Consider the following 15,579-nt stretch of genomic DNA (forward strand, 5'->3'; position numbering starts at 1 on the left):
CAGAGGGGTGTTGGGCGATCGCCAAGCAAGGCCCTGCGGGCTTTTTCGCAGCTTCGCCCAGGTGGAGGGTTACAGGCCTTGCTGCAGGGCCGGGTCGTCGGGGTTCTGCTGTTCCAGCTGGGCCAGCAGGACCTGGACGTTCTGCAACTGGCCGCTCTCTTTCCAGTAGCTGATCAGCAGCACCCGGGCTTTGCGGTTGTAGGGCTGGCGCTGGACGATTTCTTCCAGTTGCTTTTGCGCCGCCTCCAGCTCCTGCTCGCTGTGCAGGGTGGTGGCCAGGTCGTAGCGGTAGGCGGCGTTGTTGGGTTCCAGTTCCACCGCCCGGGACAGGCCGAGCAGGGCGAATTCACCCTGGCCGTGGTGCAGCAGCCAGAGCCCCAGGGCATGTTGCAGGTAGGCCGAATCCTGTTGTGCCTGCAGTTGCTTGGCGAGCAATTGCCGGGCGGCGTCGCTTTGCCCCTGCTTGTCCAGCACCTCGATCTGCAGCACCACCGCCTGCAGATTGTCCGGGGCCAGGCGCAGGGCCTGTTCCAGGGTTTGCTGGGCCTTGGGCAGATCGGCGTTGTGCAGGTACAGGCGGGCCAGCTGGTACTGCGCCTCGACGTCGTCGCCCCGGGTCTTGAGCACCTGGGTGTATTCGTCGATCACCTGTTGCAGCGGCCCGAAGTACAGGCCCTGGTCATCCGGGCTCAGGCCCAGCAGGGCGTCCACGGCGGCAAAACGCACGCTTTGCTCGTGGTCGTCGAGCAACGGCCCCAGCAGCAGGCTGCGCTGGCCGCTGGGCACCAGGCCGAGGACGCTCTTGATCGCGGCTTTGCGCACCTCGGCGGAGGGGTGGTAGAGGTCGGCGTCCGCCAGTTTCAGCGCCTGCGGGCTGGGGTAGTTGGCCAGCACCGCCAGCAGGCGAATGCGTTGCTGATCGTTGAGGTCGGGCCGTCCCAGTTGCTGGTAAAGCACCCGCGCCGCGCCGGGCTGGCCATTGCGGGCCTTTTCCAGGGCCGCGCCGTAGCCATGCTTGATGGCTTCGGGCACCGCCGGCGGGCTGCTGCGCAGAAAGCTCCAGGCCAGGGCCAGAACGATGACGATGAGCAGGCTGATCAGCAGGTAGCGACGGGGCAGGGGCATGCAGGAATCCGGAAGCTGGCGACTTTGGGAAGGCGCAAGCTTCGGTCAGGAACCGGCTTGAGTCAAACCTGGGTTCAGGTCAGCACGTATTCCCGGGGTTCCAGCAGCGGCGGCAGCTCGGTTTGCCCCAGCGCTGCCAGGACTTCACGTTCCAGGCCGCGTAATAGAGCGCTGCAGGGCAGGTCGTTGTCGTCATAGCCGAAGGGGTCTTCGAGGTCGTCGCCGATCTCGTCGAGGCCGAGGAAGGTGTAGCTGACGATGGCGGTGAAGATCGGCGTCAGCCAGCCCAGTGGTTCGGCCATGGCGAACGGCAGCAGGATGCAGAACAGGTAGATGGTGCGGTGCAGCAGCAAGGTGTAGGGGAAGGGCAGCGGGGTGTTCTGGATCCGCTCGCAGGCGGCTTGCACCAGGCTCAGGCTGACCAGCCGGGTTTCCATCTGGGTGTAGCGCCACTCGCTGATCAACCCCGCTTGGGCCCACTGCGAGCAGCGCTGGCCAATGCGTTGCAACTGCGCGTCGGTGAGGTTCGGATGCCTTGAGTCGACAGGGGCCTGGGCCCAGGGTTGCAGGGCGGCGGCTTCGTCTTCATGGCGCAGGCGGGCGATCAGGCTGTGGGCGAAGCCGCACAGGTCGCGCAGCAGGCCCTCGCGCTCGGGATTACCGTCGATGACCAGGCTTTCGCGGATCAGCGAGCGCACCTCGATGATCAACTGGCCCAACTGCTTGCGGCCTTCCCACCAGCGGTCGTAGCAGGCGTTGTTGCGAAAGCTCATGAAGATCGACAGCGACAGCCCCAGCAGGGTGAAGGGGGTGGCGTTGACCTTGGAAAAGTAGGTCGGTTGCAGGGTTTCCACCAGCACGATGACCGAAGCCAGCAGGGTGATCAGCATGCAGCGCAAGGCAATGCGCTTGGCGATCGAGCCCTTGAGGGCGAAGAGGATGCTGATCAGGTTCGGCTTGGGGCGGACAATCATGGGCTTGAGGCCAGGGCGACTACGCGGCGAGTGAAGAGTAGGAGCGTGCCGTTGGGCTGTCCAATCGCTATCGCCGACTGCGTGATCGACGGCCTCTATCACGGTGCTTCAGGCCGTGCGACGTTCCTGCGAGGTGGTGCGCGGACTGTTACAGGAGCCGGCGTGCCGGCGAAGGGGCGTTGTGCCAGGCAAAAAAAAAGCCCCGCGACCGAATGATCCACGGGGCCAAACATTGGTTGGTTGCGGCCAACCAAAGGAGCTCGTTGCAAATCCTTACTTGCTGGCTACCGTCTCCGGTTGCCAGCCACCGCCGAGGGCCTTGTAGATAGCGACGATGCCGCGGTACAGGTCGACTTCGGCCTGGGCCTGGGCATCTTCGGCCGCCAGGCGTTCACGCTGGGCGTCCAGCAGCACCAAAAAATCCACGGTGCCTTCGCGGTAGCGGATGTCGGCCAGGTCCGCGGCGGCGCGGCTGGACTCGCTCTGGCGGATCAAGGAGATCAGCCGTTGCTGGCGCTTGCCGTAATCGCTGAAGGCGTTTTCCGATTCTTCCAGGGCCAGCAGCACCTGCTGTTCGTAATTGGCCAGGGCGCCATCGGCGTTGGCATTGGCACCCCGCAGCCGGGCGCGCACGCTGCCCAGGTCAAAGGCGGCCCAGGTGATGCTCGGGCCCAGGGCCCAGGCGTTGGCCGCCGAGGAGCCGATCTGCGAGCCGCGCCCGGCGGTGAAGCCGAGGAAGCCGCTGAGGCTGACCTTGGGAAACAGGTCGGCCTTGGCCACGCCGATGCGCGCGGTGGCCGCCGCCAGTTGGCGTTCGGCGCTGAGAATGTCCGGACGGCGCTGCAGCAGCTCGCCCGGGTCGCCAATCGGCAGGGCCTTGGCAATGGCTGGCAGTTGTGCCGGCGACAGGTCGACGCTGAGCTTGTCCGGCCGTTCCCCCAGCAGGGTGGCGATGCGGTTGCGCTGGCGGGTCTGCTCGGCCTGCAGTTGCGGCACGCTGGCTTCCACCGAGGCCAGGCGGGCATCGGCACGGACCACGTCGAGCTGGTCGCCGACCCCGGCGTCGCGCAGGCTTTCGGTGATCTTGCGCGAGGTCTGCTGGTTGTCCAGGTTGGCCAGGGCGATCTTTTCCCGCAGTTGCGCGCCGCGCAGCTGGCCGTAGGCGTCCACCAGCTCGGCGACCAGGGTCACCTGCAGTTGGTAGAGGTCGGCCTCGGCGGCCTGCTGGTCGGCGTCGGTGGCTTCCAGGTTGCGCTGGATGCGCCCGAACAGGTCCAGCTCCCAGGCCATGTCCAGGCCCAGGTCGTAGCGCTCGCTCTTGACCCGTTTGGTGGTCTGGCCGGGGATCTGGCCCTTGCCCAGGTCGCTGCTGGCGCGGCTGGTGATGGTCGGCATGGCGTCATTGCTGGCGTCATCGCGGATCGCCCGGGCGGCCCGCAAGCGGGCGAAGGCCACCCGCAGCTCACGGTTGCCCTGCAAGGATTGGCTCACCAACTGGTTGAGGGTCGGGTCATCGAACTGCTGCCACCAGATGCCTTCGAAGCGTGCGCGGTCGAAGTTCTTCTGGCCCGCGGCGCCATCGGTGGCGGCGCTGATGTGCGCCGCCTCGGTGGTTGGAGTCTGGTAGTCCGGGCCGACGGCGCAGGCACTCAGGGCCAGTACCAGCAGGCTCGGCAGGAAGACTTTGGCACTCATTGTTGCGCCTCCAGTTGCAGCGCGCGGGCGGCCTTGCGCGCCTCGCTGCGCTCCACGTAATTGCGGATCAGGACATAGAACACCGGGGTCAGCAGCAGGCCGAAGAAGGTCACCCCGAGCATCCCGGAGAACACCGCGACACCCATGGCATGACGCATTTCCGCACCGGCACCGCTGGAGATCACCAGGGGCACCACGCCCATGATGAAGGCGAAGGAGGTCATCAGGATCGGCCGCAGACGCAGGCGGCAGGCTTCCAGCACCGCGGCCAGCGGGTCGAGGCCTTCCTCTTGCTTGTCCTTGGCGAACTCGACGATCAGGATCGCGTTCTTGCAGGCCAGGCCCACCAGTACGATCAGGCCGATCTGGGTGAAGATGTTGTTGTCGCCACCGGAGACGATCACCCCGGTAATCGCCGACAGCAGGGTCATGGGCACGATCAGGATCACCGCCAGCGGCAGGCTCCAGCTCTCGTATTGCGCGGCCAGCACCAGGAAGGCCAGCAGCACGCAGAGCGGGAAGACGAACAGCGCGGTGTTACCAGCCAGGATCTGCTGGTAGGTCAGCTCGGTCCATTCGTAGGTCATGCCGTTGGGCAGTTCTTCCTTGAGCAGTTTCTCGATCGCCGCTTCCGCCTGCCCGGAGCTGTAGCCCGGGGCCGCTGCGCCGTTGATTTCCGCGGTGACGAAGCCGTTGTAGTGCATCACGCGGTCGGGACCGGCGGTGTCGCTGACCTTGATGAAGGTCGCCAGGGGGATCATCTCGCCCTTGTTGTTGCGCACTTTCAGCTGGCCGATCTGCTCGGGCTCGAGACGGAACTGCTGCTCGGCCTGGACGTTGACCTGGTAGGTGCGGCCAAAGCGGTTGAAGTCGTTGGCATACAGCGAACCCAGGTAGATCTGCAGGGTGTCGAAGATGTCGGAGATCGCCACGCCGTGGGTCTTGGCCTTTTCCCGGTCGATGGCGGCATCGACCTGGGGCACGTTGACCTGGTAGCTGGTGAACAGCCCGGCCAGTTCCGGCACGCTGCGGCTCTTGGTGATGACGTTCTGCACTTCTTTATACAGCTCGTCGTAACCCAGCCCGCTGCGGTCCTCCACCTGCAGGCGGAACCCGCCAATGGTGCCCAGGCCCTGTACCGGCGGCGGTGGGAAGATCGCCATGTAGGCGTCCTGGATGTCCGCGTACTTGCCGTTCAGGGCCCCGGCGATGGCGCCGGCGGACATGCTCGGGTCCTTGCGCTCATCGAAGGGCTTCAAGGTGACGAAGACGATGCCGTTGTTCGGGCTGTTGGTGAAGCCGTTGATCGACAGGCCAGGGAAGGCCACCGCGCTTTCCACGCCGGGCTGCTTGAGGGCGATGTCGGACATGCGCTTGATCACGTCTTCGGTGCGGTCCAGGCTGGCGGCGTCCGGCAGTTGGGCGAAGGCCACCAGGTACTGCTTGTCCTGGGCCGGAACGAAACCGGTCGGGGTGTGGGCGAAGCCGAACCAGGTCAGCACCATCAGGCCCGCATAGAGGAACAGGGCGATGCCGCTGCCGCGGATGACCCGGCGCACGGTGCCGACGTAGCCGTGGCTGGCACGATCGAAGAAGCGGTTGAACGGCTTGAACAGCCAGCCCCCCAGCAGCGTGTCGAGGATCTTCGAGAAGCGGTCCTTGGGTGCATGGTGTTCCTTGAGCAGTACCGCGGCCAGGGCCGGCGACAGGGTCAGGGAGTTGAAGGCCGAGATCACAGTGGAAATGGCGATGGTCAGGGCGAACTGCTTATAGAACTGCCCGGTCAGGCCGCTGATGAAGGCCGCCGGTACGAACACCGCGCACAGCACCAGGGCGGTGGCGATGATCGGGCCGGTCACTTCACGCATGGCGCGCTTGGTGGCTTCCACCGGGTTCAGGCCCAGGCCAATGTTACGTTCGACGTTCTCCACCACCACGATGGCGTCGTCCACTACGATGCCGATGGCCAGCACCAGGCCGAACAGCGACAGGGCGTTGAGCGAGAAGCCGAACAGGTGCATCACCGCGAAGGTGCCGATCAGCGACACCGGTACCGCGACCAGCGGGATGATCGAGGCGCGCCAGGTCTGCAGGAACAGGATCACCACCAGCACCACCAGGATCAGCGCTTCGAACAGGGTGTGCACCACCGCTTCGATGGAGCCGCGGACGAAGATGGTCGGGTCGTAGACGATGCTGAAGTCCATGCCCTGCGGGAAGCTCTGCTTGAGTTCGGCCATCTTGGCCCGCACTTCGTTGGAGATCTCGATGGCGTTGGAGCCCGGGCGCTGGAAGATCGGGATCGCCACCGCCGGCTGGTTGTTGAGCAGCGAACGCAGGGCGTACTGGCTCGACCCCAGCTCGATGCGGGCGATGTCCTTCAGGCGAGTGATTTCACCGTCACTACCGGAACGAATGATGATGTTCTCGAACTCTTCCTCGGTGACCAGGCGGCCCTGGGTGTTGACCGACAGCTGGAAGCTGGTGGCGGTCGGCGCAGGCGGCGCGCCCAGGGCACCGGCGGCGACCTGGCGGTTCTGTTCACGGATGGCGGTGACCACGTCGGTGGCGGTCAGGTTGCGCGAGGCAGTCTTGTTCGGATCCAGCCATACCCGCAGCGAGTAGTCGCCCATGCCGAACAGCTGCACATCGCCCACGCCGCCCAGGCGCGCCAGCTCATCCTTGATGTTGAGCAGGGCGTAGTTGGACAGGTAGAGCATGTCGTAGCGTTTGTCCGGCGAGGTCAGGTGGACCACCATGGTCAGGTCGGGGGAGGCCTTGTCCACGGTGATGCCGATGCGCGTCACTTCTTCCGGCAGCTTGGGCTGGGTGCGGGTCACGCGGTTCTGCACCTGCACCTGGGCGTTGTCCAGGTCGGTGCCCAGGGCGAAGGTGATGGTCAGGGTGATCTTGCCGTCAGCGGTGGATTGCGAGGACATGTAGAGCATGTTCTCGACCCCGGTGATCGCCTGTTCCAGTGGCGCGGCCACGGTTTCACCGATGACTTTCGGGTTGGCCCCCGGGAAGTTGGCGCGCACCACCACGGTCGGCGGCACCACTTCCGGGTATTCGCTGATGGGCAGCTGGAACAGCGAGATGGCGCCGGCGATCAGGATCAGCAGCGACAGCACCGCGGCGAAGATCGGCCTTGAAATAAAGAACTGGGAAAAATTCATCTTGAGAGTCGTCCCTTAACCGCGCGGAGTCGCAGCGGCGAGTTTCACAGCCGGAGCCGCCTTGGCAGGGGTGACCTGCGGCAGGTTGCTGGCTTCCAGTGCTTGGCGTTGTTGGGCCAGGGCGGCGAGGGTTTCCTGGCTGGCCATGGGGATCACTTCAGGCGTGACCGGTGCACCGGGACGCGCCCGCTGCAAGCCCTTGACGATGATCGTGTCGTCCTTGCTCAGGCCGTTGCGCACAATGCGCAGGCCTTCGATCTTCGGCCCCAGTTCCACGGCGCGGTAAGCCGGCTTGTTGTCGGCGTCCATCACCAGCACGAACTTCTTGCCCAGGTCGGTGCCCACGGCCTCGTCGTTGATCAGCATCGCCGAGTAGGTGCCGCTGCCCACCAGTTTCAGGCGCGCATACAGGCCCGGGGTGTAGCTGCCGTCACGGTTGTCGAACACCGCGCGGCCGCGGATGGTGCCGGTCTTGGGGTTGACCTGGTTGTCGACGAAGTTCATCTGGCCCAGGTGCGGGTGGCCTTCTTCATTGGACAGGCCCAGGTACACCGGGGTGGCCTGGCCGCGCTGGCCCTGGCGAGCGAGCTGGGTGTACTTGAGGTAGACGCGCTCGTCGGCGTCGAAGTAGGCGTAGACCTTGTCGGTGGAGACCAGGCTGGTGAGCGGGGTGACATCGGCGGTCACCAGGTTGCCGGCGGTGATCTGCGCGCGGCTGACGCGACCGCTGATGGGCGCCACCACCCGGGTGAAGCTCAGGTTGAGCTTGGCCACGTCCAACTGGGCCTGGATCGCATCGACCCCGGCCCGGGCTTCCTGGGCGGCGCTGGTGCGGGTATCGGCCAGCTCGGCGGAAATCGCATTGCTGGTCAACAGGCGCTGGCCACGCTGGGCTTCGTTGGCGCTGCGGGTGGCGGTGGCGCGGGCTTGCTGCAGTTGGGCTTCGAGGCGCCGCACTTCAGCCTGGAACGGGCGCGGGTCGATCTGGAACAGCAGGTCGCCTTTCTTCACCAGGGCGCCTTCGGTGAAGGCCACCTGATCGATCTGGCCCGAGACCCGTGGACGGATCTCCACGGTTTCCGGGGCTTCCAGGCGCCCGGTGAATTCGTCCCATTCGTTGACCGGCTGTTCCAGCACCTTGGCCACGCTGACTTTGGCGGCGGGTGGCGCGGAGGCGGTTTCCGGGGCCTTGCCGCAGGCGCTCATGACCAGTACGGCGAGGGCGGCTAAGGGGTAACGCAAGAATTTGACTGACTGGTCCATGGTTCATCCGCCAAGGTAATTTGAGATGGGCGGATGATGCTCGGCAGGGTGGTATCTCACGAATCGAATGAAGCGAAGGTAACTATCATTCGGAATGATATAAGCAGCAGGCAAGCCCTCTAGCCTGCGCCTTTCGTTAGGCTGCTATCAATCCCCGTGGGGGTAATGAGTCATTGCAGCTGACGCAACATTCACGGGTGCTGCAGGAGCCGGCTTGCCGGCGAAAAGGGCGTTGAGTCCTGGATGCGGCTGGAGGGCGCTTTCGCTGGCAAGCCAGTTCCTACAAGGCGTGCGGGGGCAGGCTGGTTTCGCCGGCTTCTTCCTGCAGCAAGGCCAGGGCGCCCACGATCAGCGCGCGCATGCCTTGAATCAGTTCGGCCTCCATCTCGGCTTCTTCCGCCGCGCGATCGGCGTCCAGCAGCGGCTCCCGGCCGGTCACCGAATACACCGTGTCGGCCACGGCGATGCCGTGAAAGGCCACCGTCGCCAGCAGCCAGCGTGCCTGTTCCTTGGTAATGCCATAGGCCTGGGCGATATGGCTCTGGTGTTCGTCGATCTTGATGAGCATGGGCTGGGTCGCCGCCAGCCGGCGGATGACGTAGGGCGTGAGCCCGGGGTGGGCCTTGACGAACACCCGTACCGATGTGGCGAACTCGGTCATGTACTCCCTCAAACCGCCACGCTGGCCGGCCTCGGCCCGGGGTATCTGCCAGCGGGTGAAGATTTCCTCGGCGACCATGCTTTTCAGCGCCTCCAGGTTGGCCACGTGCTTGTACAGCGCCATGTGGCTGATCCCCAGCGCAGCGGCAACGCCGACGAAAGTGATGTTCGGCAGGCCGATCTCGATGCCGGCATCGACGATGCGTTCGCGGGTAATGGTCCGTGGGCGCCCGCGGGTCGCCGGCTGTTGTGGCGCTTTCATGGTGGTTCCTTGAACGGTGGTGACAGCCTTTTAGCTGTGTTGTCAGCATTTCGCAAATTAGTTTATATTCATGCAACTAATTGAGATTCTGATTTCCAAGGCCGCTTCATGTTGATCCTGCGTTCCTTTGCACCCCCCGCAGAAAGACTCAATCACCGTTACCCAAGCCCTTGCGGCCAGTGCCTGCGCTAGCCACTCCATCCTTCTGAATGTGCGGATGTTCGATTCCCATGGACGCTCAACCCTCGGCCTCGGCCAAACCCGCGGTGCCCGGCTCGATCAGCCAGGTGCTGCAACCTGTTCGCGGGCGGCTGATCGCCGCTGCCTTGCTGGCCGCCGCCGGGGCCATGCTGACGCTGGTGCCGCTGGCCGGCATTGCCCATGTCGCCAGGAGCGCGCTGGTCGAGGGCGGGGTCGCACCGGCCGATCTGTGCTGGGCGCTGGGCATTGGGGTGGCTTGCCTGTTTGCCGGGATGCTGCTGATTTCCGCGGGCGAGTTGCTGGCGCACCTGGCCGACAACCGCATCACCCATCATCTGCGGGTGGCGATCGTCCAGCGGCTGAGCCGGGTGCCCCTGGGCTGGTTCAGCAGCCGGGCCTCGGGCGAGGTCAAGCAGGCGATCCAGGACGACATCAACACCCTGCACAGCCTGACCGCGCATTTCTACACCACGCTGGGGCGGGCGGGCGGGGCGATCCTGATCTCGCTGATCTACCTGTTCGCCATGGACTGGCGCATGGCAATCGTTTCGCTGCTGCCATTCCCCGGGTTCTTCCTGTTCTTCGCCCGGGCCATGAAGGCCAGCGAGACCAACATGCAGGCGTTTGCCGCCGGGATGGGGCGCATCGATAACGCCGTGGTCGAGTTCGTCAACGGCATCGCCGTGGTCAAGGCCTTCGGCAGCAGCGGCCAGGCCCACAGCCGCTACCGCCAGGCGATCGACGAGTTCGCCCAGGCGTTCATCGGCTTCACCCGGCCGCTGGTGGCCTCGATGGCCAATGCCAACGCGATGATCGCTCCGGTCGCGGTGCTGGGGGTGGTGCTGCTGTTTGGCACCTTGTTCGTGGCGCTGGGCTGGATCGCCGCGCCGGATGTGCTGCCGTTTGTCCTGGTCACCCCGGGCCTGTGCGGCCCCTTGCTGCTGTTGCACTACATCACGCATGACCTGCACCACGCGACCGGCGCCGCCCGGCGCGTGCAGGCTTTGCTCGAAACACCGGTGCTGGAGCCGCCGGCGCCCGGTACGCAGCAGGTGCCCAAGGGAGGGGCGATCCGTTTCGAGGGCGTCGGTTTTGCCTATGACGCCGAGCGCCAGGTGCTCGCGGATGTCAGCTTCAGCCTGGAACCTGGCACCACCACGGCGATTGTCGGCCGCTCCGGGGCCGGCAAGTCGACCCTGGCCCGGCTGCTGCTGCGTTTCTTCGACCCGAGCACAGGACGCATCACCCTGGGCGGCGCGGACCTGCGCCAGATCGAAAGCGCCAACCTGTACCGGCACATCGGCTTCGTGTTGCAGGACGTGCGCCTGATCCACGCCAGCGTGCGCGACAACATTGCCCTGGGCCGGCCCTCGGCCAGCCAGCAGCAGATCGAGGCGGCGGCCCAGGCCGCGAACATTCACCAGCGCATTCTGGCGCTGCCGCGGGGCTACGACTCGGTGATCGGCGAGGACGCGCAGTTGTCCGGTGGCGAGCAGCAACGGCTGAGCATTGCCCGCGCCGTGCTGCTCGATCCGCCAGTGCTGGTGCTCGATGAAGCCACGGCGGCGGCCGACGCCGAAAGCGAAGTGGCGATCCAGGATGCGCTGTCGCGCTTTGCCGAAGGCCGCACGCTGATGGTCATTGCGCATCGGCTGGACACGGTGATGCACGCCGACCGGATCATCGTGATCGATCAGGGCGGCATTCATGAACAGGGCAGCCACGCCGAGTTGCTGGCCCGTCGCGGCCTCTATGCGCAGCTGTGGGCGCAAGGTGGCTATCCGCAATCCGTAGAACAGGCGGTGCCGTCATGCTGAAGCCCTTTGTGCAACTTCTTGGCCCGGATGTGCCGGTGTTGCGTCGCTACCTGTGGCAGGCGGTGGCGTATGGCCTGCTCAGCGGCCTGACCCTGGTCAGCCTGGTGCCGGTGCTGAGCCGCTTGCTGGGCAACGATGCGCGCGCTGCGGCGCCATGGCTGGTGCTGACCCTGGCCGGCATGCTTGCCTGCTGGGTGGCCCGGCGCCAGGTGGAAAGGGCCGGAGTGGCCGTGGGCGTGGCCATTTTGCAGGGCGCGCGCCAACGCATCGGCGACCACGTGACGCGCTTGCCGCTGGGCTGGTTCAGCGCGGACAACACCAGCCGCCTGGGGCATGTGATCACCCAGGGCATGATGGCGGTGGCGCAGTTGCCGGCCCACGTGTTCACCCCGGTGATCAGCGGTGCGGTGACGCCGCTGGTGATCGTCGTCGCGCTGTTTTTCCTGCAGGGCTCGATGGGCCTGATCGCACTGCTGGCGCTGCCGGTTCTGGGTGTTGGGCTGTGGCTGACCGCGCGCCTGGGGCGCCGCGCCGACCAGGCCTTCCAGCGCCACTTTGCCGACGCCAGCCAGCGCATGCTCGAATTTGCCCAGGCCCAGTCGGTGCTGCGGGCTTTCAACGGCGAGGGCGGCGGCACTCAACGGCTGGAGCAGGCCATCGGCCGGCAGCGTTCGGCGGGCACCCGGCTGATCTACCAGACCTCGCTGTCGGTGGTGCTCAATGCCTGGCTGGTGCAGGCGATCTTCGCCGCCTTGCTGATTGCCGCGGCCCTGTGGCTCAACACTTACCTGGACCGCGCTGTGGCGCCGGGCTCGGTGGTGGCGGTGATCGTCGCGCTGTCGTTGGCCAGTCGCTACATCGATTCATTGCTGGATGTGGCCAGCTACGCCGAGATCCTGCGGGGCGCCTACGGTCAGCTCGAAACCGTGCAGGCCATCTTCGCGGTCAAGCCCCTGGCCGAACCCGAGCGGCCCCAGGCGCCGCTGGACGGTTCGATCCAGTTGCGCGACGTGAGCCTGCGCTATGGGCCCGAGCAGCCCGATGTGCTGCGCGAGGTGAGCCTGCACATTGCCCCCGGCAGCATGACCGCGTTGATCGGCGCCTCGGGCTCGGGCAAGACCACGCTGCTAAGGCTGATCGCGCGGTTCTTCGAGGCGAGCCGGGGCAGCGTGCTGGTGGGCGGGGTGGATGTGCGGCAGATGTCCAGCGAGCAACTGGCCGGGCAGATCAGCCAGATCTTCCAGGGCAGCTACCTGTTCCAGGGCAGCATTGCCGACAACATTCGCATCGGTAAACCCGAGGCCAGCGATGCTCAGGTGCTGGATGCGGCGCAGCAGGCCGGCGTCGGCGAGTTGCTCCAGCGCTTGCCCCAGGGTTTGCAGACGTCGGTGGGCGAGGGGGGGGCGCGGCTGTCGGGGGGCGAACGCCAGCGCATCGCCATTGCCCGGGCACTGATCAAGGACGCACCGATCCTGCTGGTGGATGAAGCCACCGCGGCCCTGGATGCGGAAAACCAGCAGATCATCGCCCAGACGCTGGCCAGGCTGCGTGGCCGGCGCACGCTGGTGGTGATTGCGCACCAGCTGTCCACGGTCGCCATGGCTGACCAGATCCTGGTGCTGGAGGATGGCCAACTGGTCGAGCAGGGCACGCCGCAGGCATTGCGCGCCAGCGCCGGTCGCTATGCGCATTTTCTGCAGCAGCGCCGTACCGCCAAGGGCTGGCGGATCAACGCGCCCTCCAGCAGTGAAGACGCCTGATGCGGGGTCCATGGTGTGCCTTGCTGCTGGTGCTGTGCGTTGCCTCGTTGTCGGTGGGGGCCCGGCAGTTGGCCTGGTCGCAGCTGTTCTCGCTGTCGGGGGATGCCTGGCTGACCTTGACCGCCAGCCGCCTGCCGCGCCTGGCGGCGCTGGTGCTGACCGGGGTTGGCCTGTCGGTGTGCGGGGTGATTTTGCAGCACATCGTGCGCAACAAGTTCGTCGAGCCCGGCACCACGGGCGGGCTCGACGCGGCCAAGCTCGGCATCCTGGTGTCGCTGGCCGTGGCGCCCGCCGCCGGGAACCTGGCGCGGATGCTGTTCGCGCTGGTGTTCTGCTTTGCCGCGGGCCTGCTGTTCGTGCTGGTGATCCGGCGCATCCGCTTCAAGGGCTCGGTGCTGGTGCCGGTCATCGGCCTGATGTACGGCGGCGTGCTGAGCGCCATCGCCGAGTTCTACGCCTATCGCCACAACATCATGCAAAGCATGCAGGGTTGGCTGCTGGGTGATTTTTCCAGGGTGGTCCAGGGCAACTACGAAATCATCTACCTGATTCTGCCGATCGTTGCGCTGACCTACCTGTATGCGCAGCGGTTCACCGTGGTGGGCATGGGCGAGGGCATGGCCACCAGCCTGGGCCTGAACTATGGGGCGACAGTGACGTTGGGCCTGCTGCTGGTGGCGGTGACCGTGGCGGCCACGGTGATCACTGTCGGCTCGATTCCCTTCGTCGGCCTGGTCATTCCCAACCTGGTGGCGCTGCGCTATGGCGACAACCTGAGCCGCACGCTGCCCATCGTGGCCCTGGGCGGTGCCTCGCTGCTGTTGGCCTGCGACATTCTCGGGCGCCTGCTGATCTACCCGTTCGAAGTGCCCATCGGCCTGACGGCCGGCAGTGTGGGCGGGGTGCTGTTCCTGGCGCTGATCTGCTGGAGGCAGCGATGAGGCGCCTGCATTCGCGCGCCCTGGCGTGGGGCCTGGTGCTGGTGCTGGCACTGGTCTTCGTGTTGGCCGGTTCGGGGCTGGATTTCGCCTACGTGATCCCCAAGCGGCTCGCCAGGTTGACCGCGATGCTGATCGGCGGGGTCTGTATCGCCTGGTCATCGATCGCCTTCCAGACCCTCACCGGCAACCGGATTCTGACCCCGGCGATCATGGGCTACGAGGCGGTCTACCTGCTGTTGCAGGCCTTGCTGATGCTGTTTCTGGGCACCTACAGCCTGGTGCTGCTGGGCATCAACGGCAACTTCCTGTTGTCGGTGCTGGTGATGTTGGCCTATTCGTGGCTGATCCACCGCTGGCTGTTCCAGAACGGCAAGAACAACCTGTATTTCCTGCTGTTGCTCGGGCTGGTGCTGAGCATGGTGATCGGCACCTTCACCCAGTTTGTCCAGCTCAAGGTCAGCCCGGGCGAGTTTTCCGTGCTGCTGGGCTACAGCCAGGCCTCATTCAATCGAGTGCAACCGCAGCAGTTGCTGTACTCGGGGCTGCTGGTCACGGCGGTGTGCCTGGTGGGGCTCAAGACCCTGCCGACCCTGGACGTGTTGTCCCTGGGCCGCGACCAGGCGATTTCCCTGGGGGTCGACTACCGCCGCAGCGTACGCCTGCACCTGGCGCTGATCGCCGCCCTGGTGGCGGTTTCCACCAGCCTGTTGGGCCCCACGGCCTTCATGGGCGTGTTCGTGGCGAACATCACCTATGCGCTGGCCCGGACCTTTCGTCACCGGGTCACGCTGCCCCTGGCCAGCGCGGTGGCCATTGGCATGTTCATCGTCGGCCAGCTGCTGGTCGAGCATGTTTTCAACTACAAGACCACCGTCGGCATTCTCGTCAACCTGGTGTGCGGCGGGTATTTCCTGGTGCTGATGGTGCGTACCCGAGGAGCTCCATGATCACTGTCCACGACCTGCACAAGGCCTACGGCGCCAAGACCGTTGTCGGCGGCGTTGACGCCTGCTTTCCGGCGCAGCGGCTGACCTCGCTGATCGGCCCCAACGGCGCCGGCAAGACCACGCTGCTGATGATGATCGCGCGGTTGATGGCGCCCACCCGGGGCGAGATCCGCATCGAAGGGCGTTCGGTGGCGGGCATTGCGGTGGGCGAATACGCCAGGCGTGTCGCGACCTTGCGCCAGGCACCGGATTTCAACCTGCGCCTGACGGTCGACGAGCTGGTGGCTTTCGGGCGCTTCCCCTACAGCCGTGGCGTGCTGACCGGAGAAGACCTGCGGGTGATCGACGAGGCCATTGCCTTTCTGTCCCTGGAGCCCTTGCGCCACGCCTACCTCGACGAACTCAGCGGCGGCCAGCGGCAGATGGCGTTCCTGGCCATGACCATCGCCCAGCAGACCGACTACCTGCTGCTGGACGAGCCGCTGAACAACCTCGATATCAAGCACGCGGTGCAGATCATGCGCGCGCTGCGCCGCCTGTGCGACGAGCACGGGCGCACGGTGATCCTGGTGGTGCACGACATCAACTTCGCTGCCAGTTACTCCGACCACATCGTGGCGATGAAGGCCGGGGCGGTGCATTGCGCCGGCAGCGTCGAGGAGGTGGTGACCGAGGCCCGGCTGGGCGAGCTGTACGGCCTGGATTTCGAGATCAGCCATGGCCAGCGCGGGCGCCTGTGCAATTACTTCAACCCGTAG

The 15,579-nt window shown here is 65.8% G+C and carries 11 protein-coding genes; 5 read left to right on the top strand and 6 right to left on the bottom strand.

Translation table 11 applies throughout. From position 1 onward, the window contains the following. Positions 1-69 precede the first annotated feature (69 nt). The 6 genes from LXM55_RS02110 to LXM55_RS02135 all read right to left on the bottom strand — a co-directional run bounded on the left by LXM55_RS02110 (position 70) and on the right by LXM55_RS02135 (position 9,155). Entirely contained in the window at positions 70-1,125 is a 1,056-nt protein-coding gene (locus tag LXM55_RS02110; RefSeq protein WP_233318160.1) for a tetratricopeptide repeat protein, read from the bottom strand. 74 nt (positions 1,126-1,199) lie between these two features. Then, a complete protein-coding gene (locus LXM55_RS02115; protein ID WP_233318163.1) occupies positions 1,200-2,099 on the bottom strand; it encodes a bestrophin family protein in 900 nt (299 codons plus the stop codon). Positions 2,100-2,372: 273 nt separating this feature from the next. Then, the gene (locus LXM55_RS02120; RefSeq protein ID WP_233318165.1) at positions 2,373-3,794 is read right to left on the bottom strand and encodes an efflux transporter outer membrane subunit; all 1,422 of its coding nucleotides are present in this window, start codon (positions 3,792-3,794) and stop codon (positions 2,373-2,375) included. After that, positions 3,791-6,970 carry an efflux RND transporter permease subunit gene (locus LXM55_RS02125; protein WP_233318167.1) on the bottom strand — a complete coding sequence of 1,060 codons (3,180 nt, stop codon included), beginning with the start codon at positions 6,968-6,970 and terminating at the stop codon, positions 3,791-3,793. The genes LXM55_RS02120 and LXM55_RS02125 overlap by 4 nt, the downstream gene beginning before the upstream one ends. A gap of 15 nt (positions 6,971-6,985) precedes the next feature. Then, on the bottom strand, positions 6,986-8,233 hold the full coding sequence (gene mexE / locus LXM55_RS02130; RefSeq protein ID WP_233318169.1) for a multidrug efflux RND transporter periplasmic adaptor subunit MexE: 1,248 nt from the start codon (positions 8,231-8,233) through the stop codon (positions 6,986-6,988). 280 nt (positions 8,234-8,513) lie between these two features. Next, the gene (locus tag LXM55_RS02135) at positions 8,514-9,155 is read right to left on the bottom strand and encodes a TetR/AcrR family transcriptional regulator (RefSeq protein ID WP_233318170.1); all 642 of its coding nucleotides are present in this window, start codon (positions 9,153-9,155) and stop codon (positions 8,514-8,516) included. Between the two features lie 230 nt (positions 9,156-9,385). On the opposite strand from LXM55_RS02135, the gene LXM55_RS02140 reads away from it, so the two are divergent. Genes LXM55_RS02140 through LXM55_RS02160 form a run of 5 tightly spaced genes read left to right on the top strand, consistent with a single transcriptional unit; the run spans position 9,386 to position 15,579 of the window. Then, positions 9,386-11,173 carry an ABC transporter ATP-binding protein gene (locus LXM55_RS02140; RefSeq protein ID WP_233318173.1) on the top strand — a complete coding sequence of 596 codons (1,788 nt, stop codon included), beginning with the start codon at positions 9,386-9,388 and terminating at the stop codon, positions 11,171-11,173. Next, positions 11,167-12,933, top strand: a complete 1,767-nt coding sequence (locus LXM55_RS02145; RefSeq protein WP_233318175.1) for an ABC transporter ATP-binding protein — start codon at positions 11,167-11,169, stop codon at positions 12,931-12,933. Before LXM55_RS02140 ends, LXM55_RS02145 begins: the two co-directional genes overlap by 7 nt. Beyond that, a complete protein-coding gene (locus LXM55_RS02150; RefSeq protein WP_233318177.1) occupies positions 12,933-13,874 on the top strand; it encodes an ABC transporter permease in 942 nt (313 codons plus the stop codon). The genes LXM55_RS02145 and LXM55_RS02150 overlap by 1 nt, the downstream gene beginning before the upstream one ends. Next, positions 13,871-14,821: an iron chelate uptake ABC transporter family permease subunit gene (locus tag LXM55_RS02155; RefSeq protein ID WP_233318180.1), complete on the top strand. Its 951-nt coding sequence runs from the start codon at positions 13,871-13,873 to the stop codon at positions 14,819-14,821. Before LXM55_RS02150 ends, LXM55_RS02155 begins: the two co-directional genes overlap by 4 nt. Continuing rightward, entirely contained in the window at positions 14,818-15,579 is a 762-nt protein-coding gene (locus LXM55_RS02160) for an iron ABC transporter ATP-binding protein (protein ID WP_233318182.1), read from the top strand. Before LXM55_RS02155 ends, LXM55_RS02160 begins: the two co-directional genes overlap by 4 nt.

Source organism: Pseudomonas sp. Au-Pse12 (assembly GCF_021341665.1).
Lineage (GTDB): Bacteria > Pseudomonadota > Gammaproteobacteria > Pseudomonadales > Pseudomonadaceae > Aquipseudomonas.

Bases quoted from the DNA above. Each gene is read 5' to 3' on its own strand.
- LXM55_RS02120 (WP_233318165.1), bottom strand. From the start codon at position 3,794: ATGAGTGCCAAAGTCTTCCTGCCGAGCCTGCTGGTACTGGCCCTGAGT.
- LXM55_RS02110 (WP_233318160.1), bottom strand. From the start codon at position 1,125: ATGCCCCTGCCCCGTCGCTACCTGCTGATCAGCCTGCTCATCGTCATC.
- LXM55_RS02135 (WP_233318170.1), bottom strand. From the start codon at position 9,155: ATGAAAGCGCCACAACAGCCGGCGACCCGCGGGCGCCCACGGACCATT.
- LXM55_RS02160 (WP_233318182.1), top strand. From the start codon at position 14,818: ATGATCACTGTCCACGACCTGCACAAGGCCTACGGCGCCAAGACCGTT.
- LXM55_RS02145 (WP_233318175.1), top strand. From the start codon at position 11,167: ATGCTGAAGCCCTTTGTGCAACTTCTTGGCCCGGATGTGCCGGTGTTG.
- LXM55_RS02155 (WP_233318180.1), top strand. From the start codon at position 13,871: ATGAGGCGCCTGCATTCGCGCGCCCTGGCGTGGGGCCTGGTGCTGGTG.
- LXM55_RS02140 (WP_233318173.1), top strand. From the start codon at position 9,386: ATGGACGCTCAACCCTCGGCCTCGGCCAAACCCGCGGTGCCCGGCTCG.
- LXM55_RS02150 (WP_233318177.1), top strand. From the start codon at position 12,933: ATGCGGGGTCCATGGTGTGCCTTGCTGCTGGTGCTGTGCGTTGCCTCG.
- mexE (WP_233318169.1), bottom strand. From the start codon at position 8,233: ATGGACCAGTCAGTCAAATTCTTGCGTTACCCCTTAGCCGCCCTCGCC.
- LXM55_RS02125 (WP_233318167.1), bottom strand. From the start codon at position 6,970: ATGAATTTTTCCCAGTTCTTTATTTCAAGGCCGATCTTCGCCGCGGTG.
- LXM55_RS02115 (WP_233318163.1), bottom strand. From the start codon at position 2,099: ATGATTGTCCGCCCCAAGCCGAACCTGATCAGCATCCTCTTCGCCCTC.